Origin of the sequence: Lentilactobacillus sunkii DSM 19904, from assembly GCF_001435575.1 — a bacterium.
In the GTDB taxonomy this organism is placed as follows: Bacteria; Bacillota; Bacilli; order Lactobacillales; family Lactobacillaceae; genus Lentilactobacillus; species Lentilactobacillus sunkii.
On record NZ_AZEA01000019.1, the window covers coordinates 25,223 to 43,123 of the forward strand.

Here is a 17,901-nt window from a genome sequence, read left to right on the forward strand (position 1 = left end):
AGAAAGGAATGATAAAAGCATGGCTAATTCTCATGTAATGCTAGAGGCCAGAGATTTGAAGGCAATTGATAAGACTATTTATCAAGCACCTCAACAAACACTTTTAGCTCGTAGTTTAATTAAGCCTTATACGGATATTCCACAAGGCGCCACATCATACCGTTACTATGTTTCACGTAGTTTTGGTAAAGCAAAGTTGGCTGATGAACGCTCAAACGATATCCCAATGGTTGACACTGACTTAACACCGGTTGATCAATCACTGTTCCGGATCGAAGTTGGTGCAACTTGGACGGATGAAGAGCTCCAACAAGCTCATTTGGCTGGATTTACTCCTAACCTTACCAAGATTGCTACAGCGGCCCGTGCAATTGCGGAAAAAGAAAATCAGATTGTGTTCCTTGGCGATGACACTAAGGGCATTAAAGGGTTGTTTAATTCACCTGATGCCACAGTCACAACCAACGATGCTGGTCCATTTTCTAAAATCACTGATTCGGGAGCCATTGTTGAAGTAATCCGAAAGGCACGTAAGGCGTTGACCTTAATCAATGGATTTGCCAACATTAAGCCTGTTTTAGGACTTGCTCCTAATGCTTATGAAGAACTTAACCGTCGTTATTCAGACTACGATTCACGTTCGATCATGGCAGTTTTGCAAGCGAACGGCTGGTTCTCAGACATTGTTTCGATTCCTGAGTTAAAGGGTGCTGGTGATGGTGGCAAGGATTCGTTGGTCATCTTTGATAATCAACCGGATACGATGCAAGTCGCTATCGGAACTGAAATGACTCGCTCACAAGAAGAAATTGTGAACTTCTGGACCCACCGAATTGCTCTTTATGAACGGTTAGGCGGAATCATTTTGCGTCGTCCATACTTGGTTAACCGAGTTGACAACGTTTAGGAGGCACTACTTTGGTTAAAGTTGAAAACAAAACTCAGTTTAACCGAGTCATCAATGGCGTAATGGTTAAGCGGGGGCTCAATAACCTACTTTCTGCCGATGCCGACAGACTGAACCAAGGAATCAATGATCCATTAGTTCAAAGCCTGGTCAAAGCTGGACAATTGGTCATTGAATCAACCCAGCCACAACCAGCTCAAGCATCTGCTACATCTGCTAGTGTTACTGAGCCGGTTCAGGATCCTGACGTTGCCAATATGAACGTTGCTGATGCCACCAATGCCATTAACACTATTTCTGACAAGACTCTTCTAAAACAGTTACTGAGAGCCGAATCTGCCGGTGCTAACCGCAAAGGTGTTGTCGATGTTATCAACGCAAGATTGAAGTAAGGGGATGATCTGAATGGCAAGTAACTACACAACCGTTGAGGCTGTTAAGAATACAGTTCCGGATACATTTGAAGACGTTGCCGATGCTACCATTCAGCAATACATTTCTGATTCTCATCTCAAAGTGACTCATGATAGTTTCGCAACGAGCGATCCCGATATTCTGGAGCAAGCGGAACGGTACTTGACGATTCACAGGTACATCATTGGTACGTCGTCGACATTGGTATCCACTGAGAAAGTTGGCCCGATCCAAGTTAGTTACTTTAAGGCCGGTTCACAAGACTGGTTAAAGTGGCTGCAGTTAACTACTTGGGGTGCTGACTATTATCGCTTGTGGTCAATGTATGGTGATAACGGTATGCCACGGATTAGTTTGGCGGTGTTGCCTCAATGAGCTACAACAACCTGAAAAGAGGAATCCCAGAGTTACGTAAGCTCATGGGAAAGCAGTTGTTTGTCGGCGTACAGGGTAGCGAAGGAAAGATTGCTATGATTGCCCATGTTATGGAGTTTGGTGCTCATATCAAACCAATCAACGGCAAATATCTCACCATACCAAGTGAGAACGTACCGCATGGTCGGAGTGCCAGGGACTATAAGGATCTGCACTTTGTGACACGGGGAAATGGTAAAGGAATCCTAATCAATAAGGACGGACAAGTAATGTTCTACCTTGTACCAAGGGTAGACATTCCTGGCCGTCATTATTTTACCGAAACATACGATACGCATATTGTTGAATGGACGCAAAAATATCGAAAGCAGGTTCATGAGATTCTGATGGGAAGACAAACTGCTGATGGCTGTATGGAGTATATGGGGCAAGTTGTGGTTCGTGATATCCGAAAGGCCATTGTGGACTGGAAAGTGCCACATAACGCTCCAGCAACTGTTGCTCGTAAGCATGGTGTCGACAATCCTTTGGTAGATACAGGTCGATTGGTAGCATCGATTACTCACGAAGTAAGAAGGTCTTAGTATGCATTTGAAAATGGGTCGAATCATCAAGAAACAGGGAGTACCAGTTCAAATTTACAGCGCTGATAGTGATAAGGGAACGTCAGATGGCGGGTTCAGAACACCACAACTGATTGCTCAACGAACTCCTGATTTAGAAGCTAAATGGGTGCTGGTTCCCGCTGGAACGTATGGTGCAATGACCTTTCAGCGTAATGATGGTACTGATATTGATTACGACATGGAACTGGTTGGAACCAAGGCGTTTCCTGAGAACTCTGTGGTAATTGATGTCCGAACCGGCATTAAGTATTGGATTAAGCACATTGAGGACCTTCAAGGCTATTCAGATGTCATGATCTATGAACTGAAAGCGAGTGATAAAGATGAGCCAATCATTTAGCCACCTGGATTTCATGAATCATATTATTGGGGTTATCAAGGAGGCTACTGGATTAGAGACCACCTATGGTAATAGCAATGATAAACGGCCACCATTTCCGTACTTTGCAATCGTTCCGTTTAATTCACATCAGGCGTTGACCGTTGATGTTGTTGAGAATGAGTTGTTCTTAACAGGTGTTCAAATTGAATCACATGCACAGTCGCCTTATGAGGCTCAAGACAATCTTGAAGCCGTTCGTAAGGCGCTTTTTCGTCCGGACATATTAATTGAGTTTAGCAAGGCTAAAATGCGTCCGTACACGATGGATTCAATAGTCGACAACACCGTTTTGGCTGACCAAACTCAAGACTTCAATTTCCTGTTCACAATCACCTATATCGTTCGTGATAGCTATGTAGTGGCGGACCAATATAAACCACAAATTACTGAAACAAATATTAAAGAAAATAAGGAGCGTGATTAATAATGGCAACTTCTGTTGTGCCACAAATCGCCGATGTTGTTATCAACATTCAAGAAATCATTCCTGTACCAGCAATTGGCTACGGGAATTTATTAATTATGACTGAACAACCAACTGCATCTGCCACTGCTGGCAGTGCTGTCGCTGGTCAATCAACTGTTGCTACCAGTTCTGCACCAGATGATTCAATTGCATCTAGCACCGGCGGCAATTACAAGGAGTACACATCACTTGATGATGTTGCGGTTGATTATGATGAATCTTCAGCAACGTATATCAAGGCTAAAGGATACTTTGATCAATCGAATCACGGTAATTACCTGATGATTGTTCAATATCCAAAGAACAAGGCCTCAGACACATTAGCTGACTTCTTCTGGAATGGATGGTATTTTGCTGTTTTGGATAATTATGATGCTGACGTTGCGACTGAACTCGCCAATATGTTTGAAGCTAATGCCGGTAAGTTCTTATTACTTCAAGTTGAAGACTATAAGACACTACAAACCCTTGGTTCACAGAATTACACCATCGGATTACAGCACCCTGCAAACGAACCGCTGGATGCTGGGTTGGTTGGTTCCGTGGCCTCTTTAACTGTCGGGTCCCAAACCTGGAAGTTCAAGAACGTTGCTGGTGTCACACCACAGAAGTATAACAACACCGACTTTACAGCTATGAAGAAAGCCCACGTGATTGTGTACTTCACCACGACTGGTAGTTCCGTAGGTGAGACTTCTGAAGGTTTCACATTATCAGGCGAGTACATTGATAACCTGCATGGCGAGATCTGGATCAAGGTTGAAATGCGTAATCGAATTCAAGCGCGATTGCAGGATCCAACTACCGGCAAGATTTCATATGACAAAGTCGGTATTGACATTCTGGAACAAATTGTTCGAGATGTTTTAAGCGATGCTTGGAATAACAGCATTATCTTGACTGGAACTGACGGAAAAGGTGCTTACGATACTAGTTTTGGAACTCGTGAGCAGCAGTCAACCACTGATATCTTGGCCCGTGCCTATAACGGTGGAACATTCTGGTATACCCGTTCTGGCGCTATTCATGATGTCACTATCAACGGCTCAGTGATGAACTAGGAGGGAAACATAATGCAAAATAATGATAATTCAGGCTTGATGAGTATTTACAACGCCAAAAATGTCTCAATCATTGTTGACAGTACGTCCCTCTTTGGGTTCCAAGCTGGTGATATGGTTAGCTGGACTCAAGCGGAAGATAACGTCAACTTGGTAATTGATGCCCAAGGCACTGGTACCGGTTCAGAATCTAATGATAAGCACGGTACCGTAACCATTCATCTGTCTCAAGCATCACCAAAGATGAAGGACTTAAATGATTTGTTGGCAGCATCAAAGTACTTCTCATTCACTGCCAAATCTGACAACGAAATGATTGAATCAAAACATTCATGGGTAACTAAAGCGCCCGATGGTTCATTCTCAAACACTTTAACCGCTCGTGATTGGGGACTGACTTGTGTAAACCTCGGTTACACAGTACTGACAGCTTAATAATTTAGTTACTCAAAAAGGACTGCTATTTCGATAGCGGTCCTTTTGAGTACATACAAATATAAAAAATAAATGGAGGAATTCATCATGACAGAAACAAAGAAGACTACCGCAACTAACGACGTAAAGGTTCGTTTACGTCAACATAAATTCACATTTGAAAGTGCACCACTGAAAGCTGACGGAACCGTCGACGAAGCCAACAAGAAGGAAATTTCAGTTACTGAACAATTCCCAGGGCGTCGTGACGCCGTGGCCATTCTCGATGATGCCCGCGGTGCGGCGGGGATCGTTCGTGAAAGCAACTTCCTGGATGCTATTTTTGACAAGAAAAGCAACATTTTGATTGAACCTCAAACTCTGGGTTGGGAATATTTCGATACTCATACCGGCTTGGGTGACTTCTACGTCGAAACACTTTCCTTTCTTCAAGGCTAGTTTTGGGGAAGCCAATACGTTTCTGGCTGAAAAAATGGCTCAAGACGATGAGACCTATTGGTACATTCATGAAGCTTTGGGTGTGGAGTTAGATCAATTAGAGAACGCAACTGCAACTGAGTTAGCCTACTACATCAAGTTAGCAGATCTGCACTATAAGCGATTGCAAAACGTAACGGCCAGTGGAGTTAACACCGGCCTTTTTGGTAAGTAAGGGGTGAGAAGATGGCTGGCAATTTAATGCGGGATGAAGGAATCGGCATTCGTTTTGAGAGTGACCTCGCCCCTTTAATCAAAGCAAACGATTTAACTGACAAATTGGTTGATAAATGGGCAATTATCAACCGTGAACTCTCTAAATCAGGGGACACAACTAGTTTCAGTCGAGGGATGGCCCGTTCCAATGATCAAATCAAACGTAATATCGACTCCACTGGTCGGTTACGCTCTCAAATTAATGAAACTACCAGTGATATGCGGCGAATGGGCAACCAAGGCAGTAATGCAATGAACCAGGTTGCTCATGACGGATCAGCACTTGGCCGTACGTACTCTTCAGTAAAAGACAAAGCGTCTGGTATGTGGCGTAAGGTCAACGACAGTGAAGCGGCACGAAAGACCAATGCTGATCTTAACAAAGTTCAAGATAATTTATCACAAGTTGGAAATTCTGCGAAGAAGTCTAGCAATCGGGTGTCTGAATCGCAACGCAAGACTCGTAGTGAGACTGAACGGACTACAACAAGTTTCGGCCGATTAAGAAATGCCGGCAGTCGCCTGGCTAACATGGGTAATACAATTGCTTTAGCAATGCTGCCGGTTGCGGCTGCCTTCAAGAAATCAGCTGACGAAGCAACTGAGCTTGAAAACCGTTACAAGACAATTCAGAACTTACTCCACACCGGTGGTGAGTCAGCTGCGGCTTCTAAAGCACAGTCAAAGGCAATGGCCAAGGAGAATAATGGCTTTGCTTTGCAGTACGGTGTTTCGCCAACTGAAATGGCCAAAGGTGGCGAAGAACTTGTTCGTCGTGGTTATTCTGGCGCACAGGAACTGGCATCACATAAGTACTTCTTACAAGCTGCACGTGCATCTGGTGACTCATACAACTCTGTTGTGGGTTATGGTGCACCAGCACTTGAGCAGTTTGGATACAAGACAAAGGCTGGTAATTCTCGCAAGAAAATGGCAGCTTATACCAAGATGGTGTTGAACCAAATGGCATATGGTGCCGACCTTTCTGCCACCAACTTTAGCGGCATGGGTGAATCGTTAAAGTATGCGGGAGCTACTGCGAAGAGTGGTAATCAATCACTTGCCAGCACCATCTCTGATATTGGTGTGCTTTCCAACAATGGGCAAGACGGTTCAATTGCCGGAACCGGCTTAAAGAAAGTGATTAACTCTTTACTCGCTCCTTCAAGCGGTCCCAAAGGACAAGGTGCTCAAGCATTGAAATCCCTCGGGCTCACCCCGGATGATTTACGGGATTCCAAAGGCAACTTGATGTCGTTGGACAAAGAATTCCAGTTACTTAATAGTCATATGACCGGTATGAACGGGACTCAAAAAGCCACTATCTTCCACAAGTTATTTGGAGCAACTGGACAAGAGTCTGCTTTGATTTTGTCGGCAAATGTTAAACAAATGAAGGACTTGGATTCTCAAGTTGCCCGTGCTCCAAAGTATGGTAAAAATGGTTATATCCAGAATCTTGCACAAAAGAACATGTCATCATGGCAAAACCAAATTGATGTGTTTAAGCAACATCTGAATGTTATGGGCTTGGACTTTACCAAGACTGTTCTCCCGGGATTTACCAAGTTGCTTTCTGTTGGTAATAAGTTTTTAGGTGCCTTAATTAAAATGCCTGAACCAGTTAAGAAGTTGGTGGGGTATACGACTGCTGTTGCTAGTGGGCTAGCAGTTGCTTATACAACATCAAAATTGTTTAAGAAGGGATTCAACTGGTTAAACGGAACTTCCTCTGGGACCACTGTTGCCAACCGAGCAACCGACGTTGTGGAAGATGGTTTGGGAGAGGCTACTCGTACTGGAACAACTCATTATTCGGGTGGCAGTTTAGCCAACTTACCAAGCAAGTTGAATAATGCCACTTCTATACACACTGGTATTGGTAAGATGGCGGCGGTTGGAACTGGTTTAAGTATTGGTGTTAGTGCGGTATCGGCAATTCACGATGGACTTGATTCTAAAAAGGGTGGTCGAGAAATGTGGTCAGCCGGTGGTCAAGCTGCCGGAGCCGGAGTCGGCTTAGCACTTAGTGCTGGTAATCCGGTAGCTGCGGCAATTGGTGCATCGATTGGTGGGAGTATTGGTACTGCTTTTGCAGATTCCCCTGCAGTAAAGCAGCTGGGTACTTATCTAAAAAGCATTGATACGATTGAGTCGAGTAATCAATCTACGAGTGATCATGGTAATAATCACACTTATGGAAATCATACTCAGCAAGCTCAATATGGACAGAATGTTCAACATACTAAGTCGCGACGAGGATTGACTGATGTTTACAGTACTGGATTGACAACTGGCGGCAATACTCATAAATCTAAATCAGCCCCGCGCAAATTGACCTTGGCAGATAACATTGCTTCAATGCAGGCGGCAAGTAATGCCAACTTTAAGAAAATGGCTGGAGATTCCTGGGGCTTTATCAGCAAGTCACTTTCTCTTGAGAAAAAAGCGAATAGTGAATGGGCATCAAGTACCAGCAAGAGTTACAGCGCCGTCAGCAACACGTATCGACGGCTTGACACACTTGCTCAAAAGTATGCTGGTAAGCAGGAAGCCACGAACAAGAAGAACCTATCCTATCTTGAAAAGAATGGGTTACTAACTAAAGCACAAGCTCAAAATGATTACAAGACCACTAAAGGCTATTACAGCAAACGATTGTCAGCTTTGCATTCAAACATCAATAGTTTAATTAACGATGACAAGAGTGGTGGCAAGAAGCGAATAGCTGACATTCAAAGGGTCAACGCTGAAATTCTTTCGTTAACCGATAAAGGCGGACAGAAACAGAAAACGTTACTTTCACAGCTGAATAATCGTTCACGAAGACTAACTGTGGCCGGATATGGAAAGATTATCAGTGAGAGCGACCACGCCTATAAGAAGACGACTTCAAACGCCAAGAAACAATACAACACTGAAGTGAAGAGTGCCAACGATCGATACAAGAAGGCTGTTTCGATTGCAAGGAATACCAAAGGACTTTCGGCATCTCAACGGGCAACCATTATTTCCAATGCAAAAAAGCAGAAAAATTCATCGGTTGCTAATGCCAAGACTCAATACAGTGGCACATTGAAGTGGGCAAGGCAACAACGCAGAGATGTTGTTAAACAGGCTCAGATTGAAGCAGGATCAGCCAAGGATGCCTTCAGTAAAGCTGCCAAGGACGTTGGTAATAGTATTCCTGCCCTGATTACGCAGAATTTGAAGATTGGTTTGTCTACTGCAAACCCGAAATTTCATTCTGGTGACCTGACTAATAATATTGCTAAAAATAATGGTCGATCCAATGCTGGTTCAACTGGATCACCAAAACGTCCAAAGTCATATAAAGGCCCATACAACGGAGCTGACCTGACTAAGTTCGCTACTCACGCAAATGGTGGCAAGATTAGTCGTACACAGACGGCCCTTGTTGGTGAAGGTGGCCCTGAGTTGGCATATACAGTCCGCGGTAAGAATGCACGCCTATTGGGTGTCAATGGTCCTCAAATGGCTCGATTAAAGCCTGGGGAACATATCCTTAACGCCATGTCTACTAGACGGGTATTGGCTGGTAATTATGGTCAATCACTGCCTGGATATGCTCAAGGAACAAATGGCTTGAAAGCTTCGTCAGTGGGTAGAACCATGAGCAGGGCTTCGAATGACACGACCAAGTCAACTCACAAAATGAAGCGGAATACCCTTAAAGACTTTGATTCTATGCAAAAAGGAAGCACTGCTTCACTCTCAAAGCTTTCTAAGCATAACCGATCATCGTGGGGCGGTATTTCGTCCAAAACGGGTCACTACACCAATAACATCCGTAAGAGTTCTGTAAAAGATTTTGACTCGATGCAAAAAGGCGTACAAGGTCAAATGAATCAACTGCGTAAAGGTGTAACTAATGCTGCAGATGATACGGCGGTTGGCTTTGGCCACGCCCTGGGGCGGATGGACAATTACGCACATAAAGCGATGTCCAACACCATCAGCCAACTCAACAAAGGGATCAAAGGAATTGATAAGTCTCTTGGTCAATTTGGTGGTAATAACTCCGTCATTAATCCAATCCATTACGCGGCTGGATCAAACGGACAATTAACCGAAGACCAAATTGCAATGGTCAACGATGCCCCTTCTGGTCCACGACAAGAAGGAATTGTTCGCGGTGGGCAATTATATGCACCCAAGGGCAACAACCGTGTCCTTGGTCTTCAGCGCGGTGATGCTGTACTGAATGGTAGTCAGATGCAACGGCTGATGCGTTCAAATGGTATTACTCACTATGCCAAAGGTTCTGGCGTTTCTGATAGTGCACTACGTAGTATTGCTAAAACAAATGCCAAGAATCCAGCATCATTCTGGAATAAGAACTTCAATGTAAATGTTAAAGTTCAAGGCCCCGACTTGCAGAAAGGTATTACAAAGACCGCCAAGTCAGGGATGACCAAATATGGTGTTCCATGGGCAAATGCTGGGTGGAATGTCATAGAAGGACTCATTCAGAATACCGTGTCATCAAACGCTGGTATGGTTAAGGCCATGAAGAAGTATGGCGCTGGTCATCCATATGTTTGGGGTGGAAGTGGTCCTGACAATTTCGATTGTTCCGGACTGGTTATGTATGCTCTTAAACATGCTTATGGTATTTCTGTTCCTCACAATTCAGGCGCCCAATACAGTGACACTAGCGTTTTCAAGCACATTAGTCCAAGTAGTGCTGAACCTGGTGATGCTCTGTTCTGGGGTCCAGGAGAACACGTTGGAATTTATGAAGGCCATGGGAAATATTATTCAGCATTTAGTGACACACCGCCTCACGGTCATCCACAAATTGGGTCATACCCAGTTCATGGATACGGCGGAACTGGTCAGCTACTTGCAGCCAGAATCAAAGGTGTCCCAAGTGGTGCTTCAAATAAGAAGGCTTCCAAGGGAAATCCATTGGCTCGCCTTTTCAAGAAAGAAATTGGAAACAAGGCTTTAAAGTGGGTTGAAAACAACCTGGAAGTATCCGGTGGAAGCTTCGGTGGACAAATGGGCGGTAGTTCGATCACGAAAGCCATGATTGAAAAGGCTGAGCAAGTCATGAAGATTCCTCAAAGTATTCGTGGAAAGATTATGTCGAATATTCTGAAAGTTGCCATGTCTGAAACTGGGAATACCAATGAGATGCAAAAAATTCATGATATAAACTCTGCCAGTGGTAATCCTGCAGGTGGGCCATTGCAGTTTACTAAGTCAACTTTTAATACCTTTGCTGTACCTGGTCACAAGAACTGGGCTAGCCCTTATGATCAAGTACTCGCATATTTGAACAATAGTCAGTATCGCACTGCAGCGGGCATGACAACCATTAGAGGAACAACTAAATTCGATTGGTTAAATTCTGGGCCACATGGGCATCCACGTTTTGCAAAAGGTGGCATTCCAAAGACGAACCGGGCTTCATTAGTAGGCGAAAGAGGTGCTGAGCTATTTATGCCAAGCGTGTCAGGTCGTGTGTTTACGGCTAAAGATACCGCAAATATGGCATATAACATGGCGAAGGCTTCTTTAAATGTCATGAAGATGCTTCGAGAGCTTGATGCCGTAATCCGTAGGCCATCGACAGTTCCTACAAGAAATCGACGATCCATTCCGGCTGGTTCCGCTATCCATATTGAAACCCATGACAAATTCGAGTTCCACATTGGAAGCGGTACTGATTTGAATGAACGATCAGTAGCCAAGATGATTAAGGAAGCTGTCAAACGTGAGCGTCAAAGTATGGCTCGTCAGATCATTGAACAATTTGGAGGTGCCAAGTAATGGCGAAGAAAAAGAAATCCAAATATTTGACTGATAAACAGCTTAAAAGTGCAATCAAAAAAGACAGCACCCGTGTGCAGCATGAGAGTAATCAGATTGCGAGGTTGGATAAACACATTAAGGCCGATCAAAAGAAGTATGACAAGGCATCTGGTAGTGAAAAGACATCTTTAGGTAAGCGAATCAAGAAGTATGAGGGTTCAAAGAAAGCCCATACCGCCACAAAGAAGAAATATGCTACCAAACTCAAAACCGAAAAGGCAACTTTAGCCAAGAGAAATCTGAACGCCAAAGTTGAAGCTAACAAAAACAAGCTAGCCGGCAAGATTGCTGCCAACAAACCAAAGTTCAATGTTGGTCACATGATGCTTTATCGCACGGATAATCATAGCAGTGCCCTTGTCTTTATGTCTTCAGTTCCTGAGTCAGAAGACAATACGATCCAGGTGACACCCAACGCCTTACCAAAAGGTGAACCGACAGCCACTCATTCCCAACAGCAAGAGAAAGATATTTCAATTACTGCCCGAATTATGGGCACTGATGCCCAACAACGAACTGCCTACAACCAAATGCTTAAGTGGAAGGCAGAAGGGTGTGAGATGACGTATAAGGGGCGTATTTACTACAAACATTGCCTCTTTACAGCCCTTCACCGAGAGTATAACAAAGACGAAACTGCCTTGACGATTACTTTTGGTTTGCAGTTTATCGATTGGTCTGAGCTTAAGACAAGCGGTAAGAGTGCCAGCAGTGGTTCGAAGAATAAAACTGAGAATAAGTCGACCGGCGTTAAGTATGTGACAACTAAAGTTGGAACTACTTATGCCAGCCTTGCAAGTGACTACAACACAACTATCGCCAAGTTGGTTTCAATGAACCAATATAAGTCGTATGTGAATAACCTGCCAGCAGGTGTCAAAATTCGAGTTGCATAGGAGGTAATTATATGGCACTTCTAGATACTCTCGATGTAAGCCAAGAGGATTATGGTAAACCGTTTGATGTTATTCTAGGTGGCCGATTCTATGAGATGGAGATTGATCTAAACAAATTTGCAAACTTTCTGACGGCCTCTCTTTGGGATGCTGATGGCAACGCACTGGTAAACGGTGAGAAGTTGGTTATCAATCAACGTTTGTTTGCCTCGCTTAACTCAAACGATTTTCCGATTGAAGATATTGTTCCAATGGATGAATCTGATCAGGAGATAGAATGCAATGGTGACAATTTTAACGATACAGTCAAGCTAACCTTTGACGACCGGCCGGCTGATGGTAACGGATTTGATACACCGATTGCTGATAGTAATGAGACCAGTAATGCCGATTCGGATGATGAGACTGATATTGATCTGGCAGGTGATAGCGATGAGTAACAAGTTGCGATATCCAGTTCTTTATTGCACCATTGCCACTAAGACTGGTAAGAAGTTAGAGCTGGAGAACAACTTACGACCAGGTTCAGACTTACTGTTCACGTTTGATATCAACTTTAATATGGACGCAACCCCACCGGAATCAAGTGCTTCGTTCATTAATTCGAGTCAGCATATTCGTAACTACTTGAAAGCCAAGAATAAAGTTGCTTTCTACATCAAATACGAAGCGTTTGGTAAAACATTAATTGATGAGGGTGAGATCAAGTCTGTTGATCCCATTCAGTATGATGGTGTGACAACGACCGTTCCAATTACTTTCTCGTCTGGAAATGACTATAGCAGTATCCCTGCTAAGTCGATCCAGAAAGAAAAAAATAAGACGGAAGGCCATTACAAACGCGCCAAGGTGAAAGTGAAGGGCAAAACCGTTAAGCGACGTGTCCATTACTACACGGTTGAGGATGGCAAAAAAGTTGGCCACTACAAAGAAGGCCATGTCCACGTCGATGGTAAGACTGAAATTAAGCGGACGCGATACACAGTTAAGAAAAAGGTGTATACGAACTTATCTTTTAAAAAAGGCGTTAAGCCATCCGTTGCGATTAAGAAGATTGCCCACGAAGCTGGCATTAAGATTGCATCAATGAAACTTGCCCAAGATAAGCCTTTTAAAAAGGGGTACACCGTTTCAGGTAAGCCTTTAAGTGCCATCAACAAGCTGGTTAAACGATGCAAAAGCAAGATGTTCTATGAACGTGGGCAGCTAAAGATTGATGATCTTAAAAAGAGCAAAAAGACTCATATAATTCTCGACTATACGTCAGGATTGCTGAATGAACCATCTTATTCTGATGATTCGGAGTCTGGTGATGAGTTGTATGAGTCGACGTCATATCTATTGCCACAAATCACTGTACGAAGTACGTATGAGGTTCGTGGTGATTTCATTAAGAAGACGTTGATCGCTCAAAGCGGAACCTATAGTTTTGATGGCACGCAACCAACGATGACCGTTGACGGGTCACCGGCTAAATAGAGGTGTTCAATTTGGCAAAGATAACGAATCCATACAAAAAAGCTGCCCAAGCAATTGCTGAGGCAGCCTCACGGGACAATCATAATTGTCTCGTTGGTAAAATTGTGAAGTATGATAAAACTCATCATCTGGCCGATGTTCAACCATTAGTGGAGGACTTATCTGGTGACAAGATGGGAATTATCAATAACGTCACTGTCCCTTTTAGTATCTATTGGCTTGATGAAGTGTGGGAGCACATGGCTGATTATTTAACACCAGTTTGCCCTAAGGATGGGCAAGGCACAATGAAGATTACTCCACCGCCAAAAAAACTGGTGAAAGGTACCGAAGTCACTTTGATCATCCATGACTATTGCCTAGATGACTATGAGGTTGGCAAAGGTTATTTTGGTCGAGATGAAGACCCTCGTGAACATGATGTAAGTGACGCGATTATTGCAGCAATCAATTAAAGGGAGGTGTTCAAAATGCGTGATTTGATGATTACACCCTCTGGAGATACTGTTCAGGATGAATTAACTCATGATCTCACTGAAGTCTCTGGAACTGATGAACTAATGCAGTCAAGTGCTGAACTCCTCGGAATTGAGCAAGGTGAGATGGATGAACTCGCACCAGATTGTGGACTCCCACTGGATAATATTCTCGGGAAAGCCTATGACGACAACTATGCTGCCCAAGACATCTCCAACACGTTGATGAACCAAGAGCCTAGAATTGATGCAGTTGATGGCATTCAGATCACTCATGATTTGTCACAACGTAGGAGTACAATTGCTGTCAACATCCATTCATCTCAGATTCAGGATTCTGGCAATCAGTATGACGATCAGGGAAATTTAAAGATGACAGTAGGTGAGAATAGTGGCATTTGACGACACAGGTTATTACGTTGAAAGCTTTAATGAAGAAGTCAGTAAACAAACCGACGTTTTCAAAAAGTTTTTAGGGGATGATATTAATATTGACCCCCAATCGAACTATGGACGGATCATAAGAGCCGTAGCATACAACAACTGGAAAGAGAATCAAAAACAACAACAGGTTTGGTTGAATGGTTATGGCCAGTTTGCTGCTGGTGTGTCCCTCGATTACTTGGCATATAACCGAGGGATTTTCCGTAACCAGTCACAGCAAGCAACGGCAACTGTAAATATCACTGGGAGTAGTGCGGTTCTTCTTGAAGGTGGAACAACGGAGTTTATGACTGATGATGGTGTTTATTTTGTGCTTGTCGAAGATACCGTGCTTTCAGATGTTGATGGTGACGGAACTTTTACGGCAACTGCATCAGTTGTGAGTGAGGACTACTCCAGTGACACAAATGTTCAAGCCCATACAATTATTGAATTTGCAACTCCAGTTGATGGTGTTGATACCGTTGATAATCCGGATCCAGCAACAGGCGGAGCTGATGAAGAAACTGATGATTCATTAAGGCAACGGTATCTAGAAACGAATGTTGCCAACATTGGTTCAACAATTGATGGCATCTACACAGCATTGGATAGTGTCAACGGTATCCGAGATAAATATCTTGATAACAACACCAGCGCCACAACGGATGCCAATGGTACCCCTGCACATGCTCTTCAAATTGTGGCTTATGGTGGTCTTGACCAAGATATTGCTGATGCAATTCGTAAGGCAAAAGGTGCGGGGACTCAAACGTTTGGTAGTATTTCAAAGATTTCCTATGACATTGCAGGCAATCCCGAGACTATCAACTTTAATCGAGCAACTGAGGTTCCAATCTTCTTCTCCATTAATGTTAAAGCTAATAGTAACTGGAATGCTGACAGTGGAACTGATGACATTCTTAACGCCCTACAAAGTTATGTTAATAATCTCCATATGGGGCAACCAGTGTACATTAGTTCTGTATATGGATGCTTAGCTAAGGTGCCAGGAATTGACAGCTTTACAGTCCAAATGGGAACTGACAAGAAAAAGCTGGCTGCTACCGATGTGGTTTTGGGGATTACACAGGCACCTGTCGTTGACTCAGATGAAATAGAGGTGACGACCACCAATGGCTGATATTAAGCATGATGATAATTTAATTGAGATGGACGACACCCCAGCAATGCTGGGTAAGATGAGTCGCCTGACAAATCAGGAACCAGGCAGCGGATTCTATAAATTGATGGATGCGATCCTAGCACGTTCCCGAGATTATGACGCTGCTTTGGAAAAAATGAATGTCTTTCATTCACTCGAATATCTGAGTGGGAAGGCGTTAGATTACTTTGGTGAGCAGTTCAATGTGTATAGAGCTGGAGCAACAGATGATTATTTCAAATTCAAAATTCGTGCTGCAATTGTGGCTGCCACTGCAGATGGCACAACGGACTCAATTATTAAAGCTGTTTCGTACATCTTGGGTTGTGAATATTCTGATGTACGAATTGAACAGCCTTGGCAAACAGGTGGGGAAGCTCGGACAATTAATATTGCCGGTCTTCCCTTTAATTACGCCAATGATCCCAACGCGGTGAAGTTTCTAGCACAACAATTAACTCGCTCAGTTGAAGCGACAACCCGAATTGTCGGTATCGAGTTTAGCCATACTGATGAGCAAAGTCTTTATATTGGTTCAACTTCAATCGTTCAAGAACGTTACGTAATACAGAATCGGGGTGTGAATTAATGCCAGCTACATGGAGTAAAAATACGGTCACAAATCAGGCGATGACCATGATGAATCATGCATTAGGTGTGAGTGCGATTACGTTCACTAAAGCCGTTATGATCACTGATGATATTACCAAAGATACTGTCTCCCAATTACAGGCCTTAACGACCGTTAATTATAAGCAGACTAGAGTCCCCCGCGTCATCTCGACGGAAGATGATAGATCCCGTGTCGGTGTGACTATTGATAATAGTGATGTAAATGAAGATTACACCTACTATGGGGTTGCCTTATATGGCAAACAGAACAGTACGAATGAAGAGATTCTGTTCAGTGTTATCCCACTAACTACTGCGGCCACGATGGTTGCTAATGAGAATAATGTGGCGACATCCTCAATTTACCTGGATATCTATACCGATATTGTCCGTGGAACCCAAATCACGATCATGGTTTCAAACAGTGGCACACTCTCGCGTGAAGACGTGGAGCAAATGATCAAGACGGAAGGATACATCACTAAAGATGATTTGCCTGCCTTGATTGCCGATAATTTGCCAAAGGGGATTGTCACAGATGATGCTTCTAAAAATTGGCAGAAGCACAAAGTCACTGCTGATGATGGCACCCCGAAAGTTGTCATTGGATACGGTGACGATGCAAACGCAAAGATTAACGGTCTGGTTGGAACGGCCGATGCCGGAACAATTTCAATCGACATTGGTGCAACCAACAATGGTGCTGCGCATTCAGTTTTGGGCTATTACAGCAGCGCCAAAGACTGGGCCGTTATTTTGGCACAAACCAGTGACGGGACTGAATGGAGTATCAGCACTACTGGAACAACGGTTGTTTGGACACAAATCCCAAATAACGATTTGGTTAAACAAAAAGCAGATGACACTAAAGTTATCCATCGGGATCCAACGTCTGGCAAAGCAACGGACAAGACAGACTTTGCTGAAGGTGATTTGACTATCAACCAAAAGTCCGTCGGTGGCATGGAGCTTGAGACTGATGAAGCAACTGCCAAGAGTAAGTCACAAGCCGATCTTGGCAGTCTGTATATGTCTCCAGAAGAAAGCTAGGTGACTACTTATGGCAATGTATTTCAAAGGCCAAAAGGTAGCACCTTTTTTTAATGGCCAAAAAATTGATTCTGTTTACTACAAAGGTACCAAAGTGTTTGCCGGTTCAATTCCGGTCGGTACTGTTTTATGGAAGTCTTCAGATTCAAGAGGACAGGCATTTGGTGGTCAGATTACCAACACTTATGTTGATGTAGCAATTAAAAAGATGGTATCCAAGGAAACAACCATCACTGTTAAATATCCTGTTGAAAGATTGCCACACGGAATTCGTGTTCAAGGAATCAATTACATCAACGGAACAGGATGGATTGATCATATGAACACTGGTAGCAATCCTGATGTTTATGGGACTGACTTCAAGATTCCCAAAGAAAAGTTAAATGACTTCTCAACGGTTTCTTCAAAAAGTCCTGGCAATGAATTTCAAATCAAATATACAAATAATGTAATCGACTTTGGAAGTATGGGAACTCTAGTTGCTGCAACAAAGAATAATGATAACGACGACAAACAATGGTCACTTATTCAGTCGATCACAGCATATTAGGAGGAACACTATGACACAATCATTTAACCTCATGTTCAGCCTGGGGGGGG

Annotated in this window: 20 protein-coding genes; all 20 read left to right on the forward strand. The window is 43.5% G+C overall.

Going from position 1 to position 17,901, the window contains the following annotated elements; genetic code table 11:
• The first annotated feature begins 19 nt into the window (after positions 1-19).
• The 20 genes from FD17_RS09910 to FD17_RS10005 all read left to right on the forward strand — a co-directional run bounded on the left by FD17_RS09910 (position 20) and on the right by FD17_RS10005 (position 17,851).
• The gene (locus FD17_RS09910) at positions 20-907 is read left to right on the forward strand and encodes an encapsulin (RefSeq protein ID WP_082617190.1); all 888 of its coding nucleotides are present in this window, start codon (positions 20-22) and stop codon (positions 905-907) included.
• Positions 908-918: 11 nt separating this feature from the next.
• The gene (locus FD17_RS09915) at positions 919-1,299 is read left to right on the forward strand and encodes a hypothetical protein (protein ID WP_057826032.1); all 381 of its coding nucleotides are present in this window, start codon (positions 919-921) and stop codon (positions 1,297-1,299) included.
• Positions 1,300-1,312: 13 nt separating this feature from the next.
• Positions 1,313-1,696: a DUF4054 domain-containing protein gene (locus FD17_RS09920; protein ID WP_057826033.1), complete on the forward strand. Its 384-nt coding sequence runs from the start codon at positions 1,313-1,315 to the stop codon at positions 1,694-1,696.
• Complete coding sequence (locus tag FD17_RS09925) at positions 1,693-2,280, forward strand: hypothetical protein (RefSeq protein ID WP_057826034.1); 588 nt, start codon at positions 1,693-1,695, stop codon at positions 2,278-2,280. Before FD17_RS09920 ends, FD17_RS09925 begins: the two co-directional genes overlap by 4 nt.
• 1 nt (position 2,281) lies before the next feature.
• Positions 2,282-2,662 (forward strand): hypothetical protein, encoded by a 381-nt coding sequence (locus FD17_RS09930; RefSeq protein WP_057826035.1) that lies wholly within the window; start codon positions 2,282-2,284, stop codon positions 2,660-2,662.
• On the forward strand, positions 2,646-3,128 hold the full coding sequence (locus FD17_RS09935; RefSeq protein ID WP_057826036.1) for a phage neck terminator protein: 483 nt from the start codon (positions 2,646-2,648) through the stop codon (positions 3,126-3,128). The genes FD17_RS09930 and FD17_RS09935 overlap by 17 nt, the downstream gene beginning before the upstream one ends.
• Before the next feature lie 2 nt (positions 3,129-3,130).
• Positions 3,131-4,231: a DUF3383 family protein gene (locus tag FD17_RS09940; protein WP_082617191.1), complete on the forward strand. Its 1,101-nt coding sequence runs from the start codon at positions 3,131-3,133 to the stop codon at positions 4,229-4,231.
• A gap of 12 nt (positions 4,232-4,243) precedes the next feature.
• On the forward strand, positions 4,244-4,666 hold the full coding sequence (locus FD17_RS09945; RefSeq protein ID WP_057826037.1) for a phage structural protein: 423 nt from the start codon (positions 4,244-4,246) through the stop codon (positions 4,664-4,666).
• 87 nt (positions 4,667-4,753) lie between these two features.
• A complete protein-coding gene (locus FD17_RS09950) occupies positions 4,754-5,104 on the forward strand; it encodes a hypothetical protein (protein ID WP_057826038.1) in 351 nt (116 codons plus the stop codon).
• A 34-nt stretch (positions 5,105-5,138) separates the two neighbouring features.
• Positions 5,139-5,318: a hypothetical protein gene (locus FD17_RS09955; RefSeq protein ID WP_057826039.1), complete on the forward strand. Its 180-nt coding sequence runs from the start codon at positions 5,139-5,141 to the stop codon at positions 5,316-5,318.
• An 11-nt stretch (positions 5,319-5,329) separates the two neighbouring features.
• Positions 5,330-11,158, forward strand: a complete 5,829-nt coding sequence (locus tag FD17_RS13530; protein WP_057826040.1) for a phage tail tape measure protein — start codon at positions 5,330-5,332, stop codon at positions 11,156-11,158.
• Positions 11,158-12,096 carry a phage baseplate protein gene (locus FD17_RS09965; protein ID WP_057826041.1) on the forward strand — a complete coding sequence of 313 codons (939 nt, stop codon included), beginning with the start codon at positions 11,158-11,160 and terminating at the stop codon, positions 12,094-12,096. Before FD17_RS13530 ends, FD17_RS09965 begins: the two co-directional genes overlap by 1 nt.
• An 11-nt stretch (positions 12,097-12,107) precedes the next feature.
• A complete protein-coding gene (locus tag FD17_RS09970; protein WP_057826042.1) occupies positions 12,108-12,536 on the forward strand; it encodes a phage baseplate plug family protein in 429 nt (142 codons plus the stop codon).
• The gene (locus FD17_RS09975) at positions 12,529-13,575 is read left to right on the forward strand and encodes a hypothetical protein (protein ID WP_057826043.1); all 1,047 of its coding nucleotides are present in this window, start codon (positions 12,529-12,531) and stop codon (positions 13,573-13,575) included. The genes FD17_RS09970 and FD17_RS09975 overlap by 8 nt, the downstream gene beginning before the upstream one ends.
• 11 nt (positions 13,576-13,586) lie before the next feature.
• Positions 13,587-14,030 (forward strand): hypothetical protein, encoded by a 444-nt coding sequence (locus FD17_RS09980; protein ID WP_057826044.1) that lies wholly within the window; start codon positions 13,587-13,589, stop codon positions 14,028-14,030.
• Between the two features lie 15 nt (positions 14,031-14,045).
• A complete protein-coding gene (locus FD17_RS09985; protein WP_057826045.1) occupies positions 14,046-14,453 on the forward strand; it encodes a hypothetical protein in 408 nt (135 codons plus the stop codon).
• Positions 14,443-15,618 carry a baseplate J/gp47 family protein gene (locus tag FD17_RS09990; protein WP_057826046.1) on the forward strand — a complete coding sequence of 392 codons (1,176 nt, stop codon included), beginning with the start codon at positions 14,443-14,445 and terminating at the stop codon, positions 15,616-15,618. Before FD17_RS09985 ends, FD17_RS09990 begins: the two co-directional genes overlap by 11 nt.
• Positions 15,611-16,228, forward strand: a complete 618-nt coding sequence (locus FD17_RS09995) for a hypothetical protein (protein ID WP_057826047.1) — start codon at positions 15,611-15,613, stop codon at positions 16,226-16,228. The genes FD17_RS09990 and FD17_RS09995 overlap by 8 nt, the downstream gene beginning before the upstream one ends.
• Complete coding sequence (locus FD17_RS10000; protein WP_057826048.1) at positions 16,228-17,301, forward strand: hypothetical protein; 1,074 nt, start codon at positions 16,228-16,230, stop codon at positions 17,299-17,301. The genes FD17_RS09995 and FD17_RS10000 overlap by 1 nt, the downstream gene beginning before the upstream one ends.
• A 10-nt stretch (positions 17,302-17,311) precedes the next feature.
• Entirely contained in the window at positions 17,312-17,851 is a 540-nt protein-coding gene (locus FD17_RS10005; RefSeq protein ID WP_057826049.1) for a hypothetical protein, read from the forward strand.
• Positions 17,852-17,901 lie beyond the last annotated feature (50 nt).

Excerpts from the sequence above, each read along its gene's own strand:
- FD17_RS09925 (WP_057826034.1), top strand. The coding sequence starts at position 1,693 with ATGAGCTACAACAACCTGAAAAGAGGAATCCCAGAGTTACGTAAGCTC.
- FD17_RS09940 (WP_082617191.1), top strand. The coding sequence starts at position 3,131 with ATGGCAACTTCTGTTGTGCCACAAATCGCCGATGTTGTTATCAACATT.
- FD17_RS09910 (WP_082617190.1), top strand. The coding sequence starts at position 20 with ATGGCTAATTCTCATGTAATGCTAGAGGCCAGAGATTTGAAGGCAATT.
- FD17_RS13530 (WP_057826040.1), top strand. The coding sequence starts at position 5,330 with ATGGCTGGCAATTTAATGCGGGATGAAGGAATCGGCATTCGTTTTGAG.
- FD17_RS09950 (WP_057826038.1), top strand. The coding sequence starts at position 4,754 with ATGACAGAAACAAAGAAGACTACCGCAACTAACGACGTAAAGGTTCGT.
- FD17_RS09965 (WP_057826041.1), top strand. The coding sequence starts at position 11,158 with ATGGCGAAGAAAAAGAAATCCAAATATTTGACTGATAAACAGCTTAAA.
- FD17_RS09995 (WP_057826047.1), top strand. The coding sequence starts at position 15,611 with ATGGCTGATATTAAGCATGATGATAATTTAATTGAGATGGACGACACC.
- FD17_RS09935 (WP_057826036.1), top strand. The coding sequence starts at position 2,646 with ATGAGCCAATCATTTAGCCACCTGGATTTCATGAATCATATTATTGGG.
- FD17_RS09945 (WP_057826037.1), top strand. The coding sequence starts at position 4,244 with ATGCAAAATAATGATAATTCAGGCTTGATGAGTATTTACAACGCCAAA.
- FD17_RS10000 (WP_057826048.1), top strand. The coding sequence starts at position 16,228 with ATGCCAGCTACATGGAGTAAAAATACGGTCACAAATCAGGCGATGACC.
- FD17_RS09920 (WP_057826033.1), top strand. The coding sequence starts at position 1,313 with ATGGCAAGTAACTACACAACCGTTGAGGCTGTTAAGAATACAGTTCCG.
- FD17_RS09930 (WP_057826035.1), top strand. The coding sequence starts at position 2,282 with ATGCATTTGAAAATGGGTCGAATCATCAAGAAACAGGGAGTACCAGTT.
- FD17_RS09970 (WP_057826042.1), top strand. The coding sequence starts at position 12,108 with ATGGCACTTCTAGATACTCTCGATGTAAGCCAAGAGGATTATGGTAAA.
- FD17_RS09955 (WP_057826039.1), top strand. The coding sequence starts at position 5,139 with ATGGCTCAAGACGATGAGACCTATTGGTACATTCATGAAGCTTTGGGT.
- FD17_RS09975 (WP_057826043.1), top strand. The coding sequence starts at position 12,529 with ATGAGTAACAAGTTGCGATATCCAGTTCTTTATTGCACCATTGCCACT.
- FD17_RS09985 (WP_057826045.1), top strand. The coding sequence starts at position 14,046 with ATGCGTGATTTGATGATTACACCCTCTGGAGATACTGTTCAGGATGAA.
- FD17_RS10005 (WP_057826049.1), top strand. The coding sequence starts at position 17,312 with ATGGCAATGTATTTCAAAGGCCAAAAGGTAGCACCTTTTTTTAATGGC.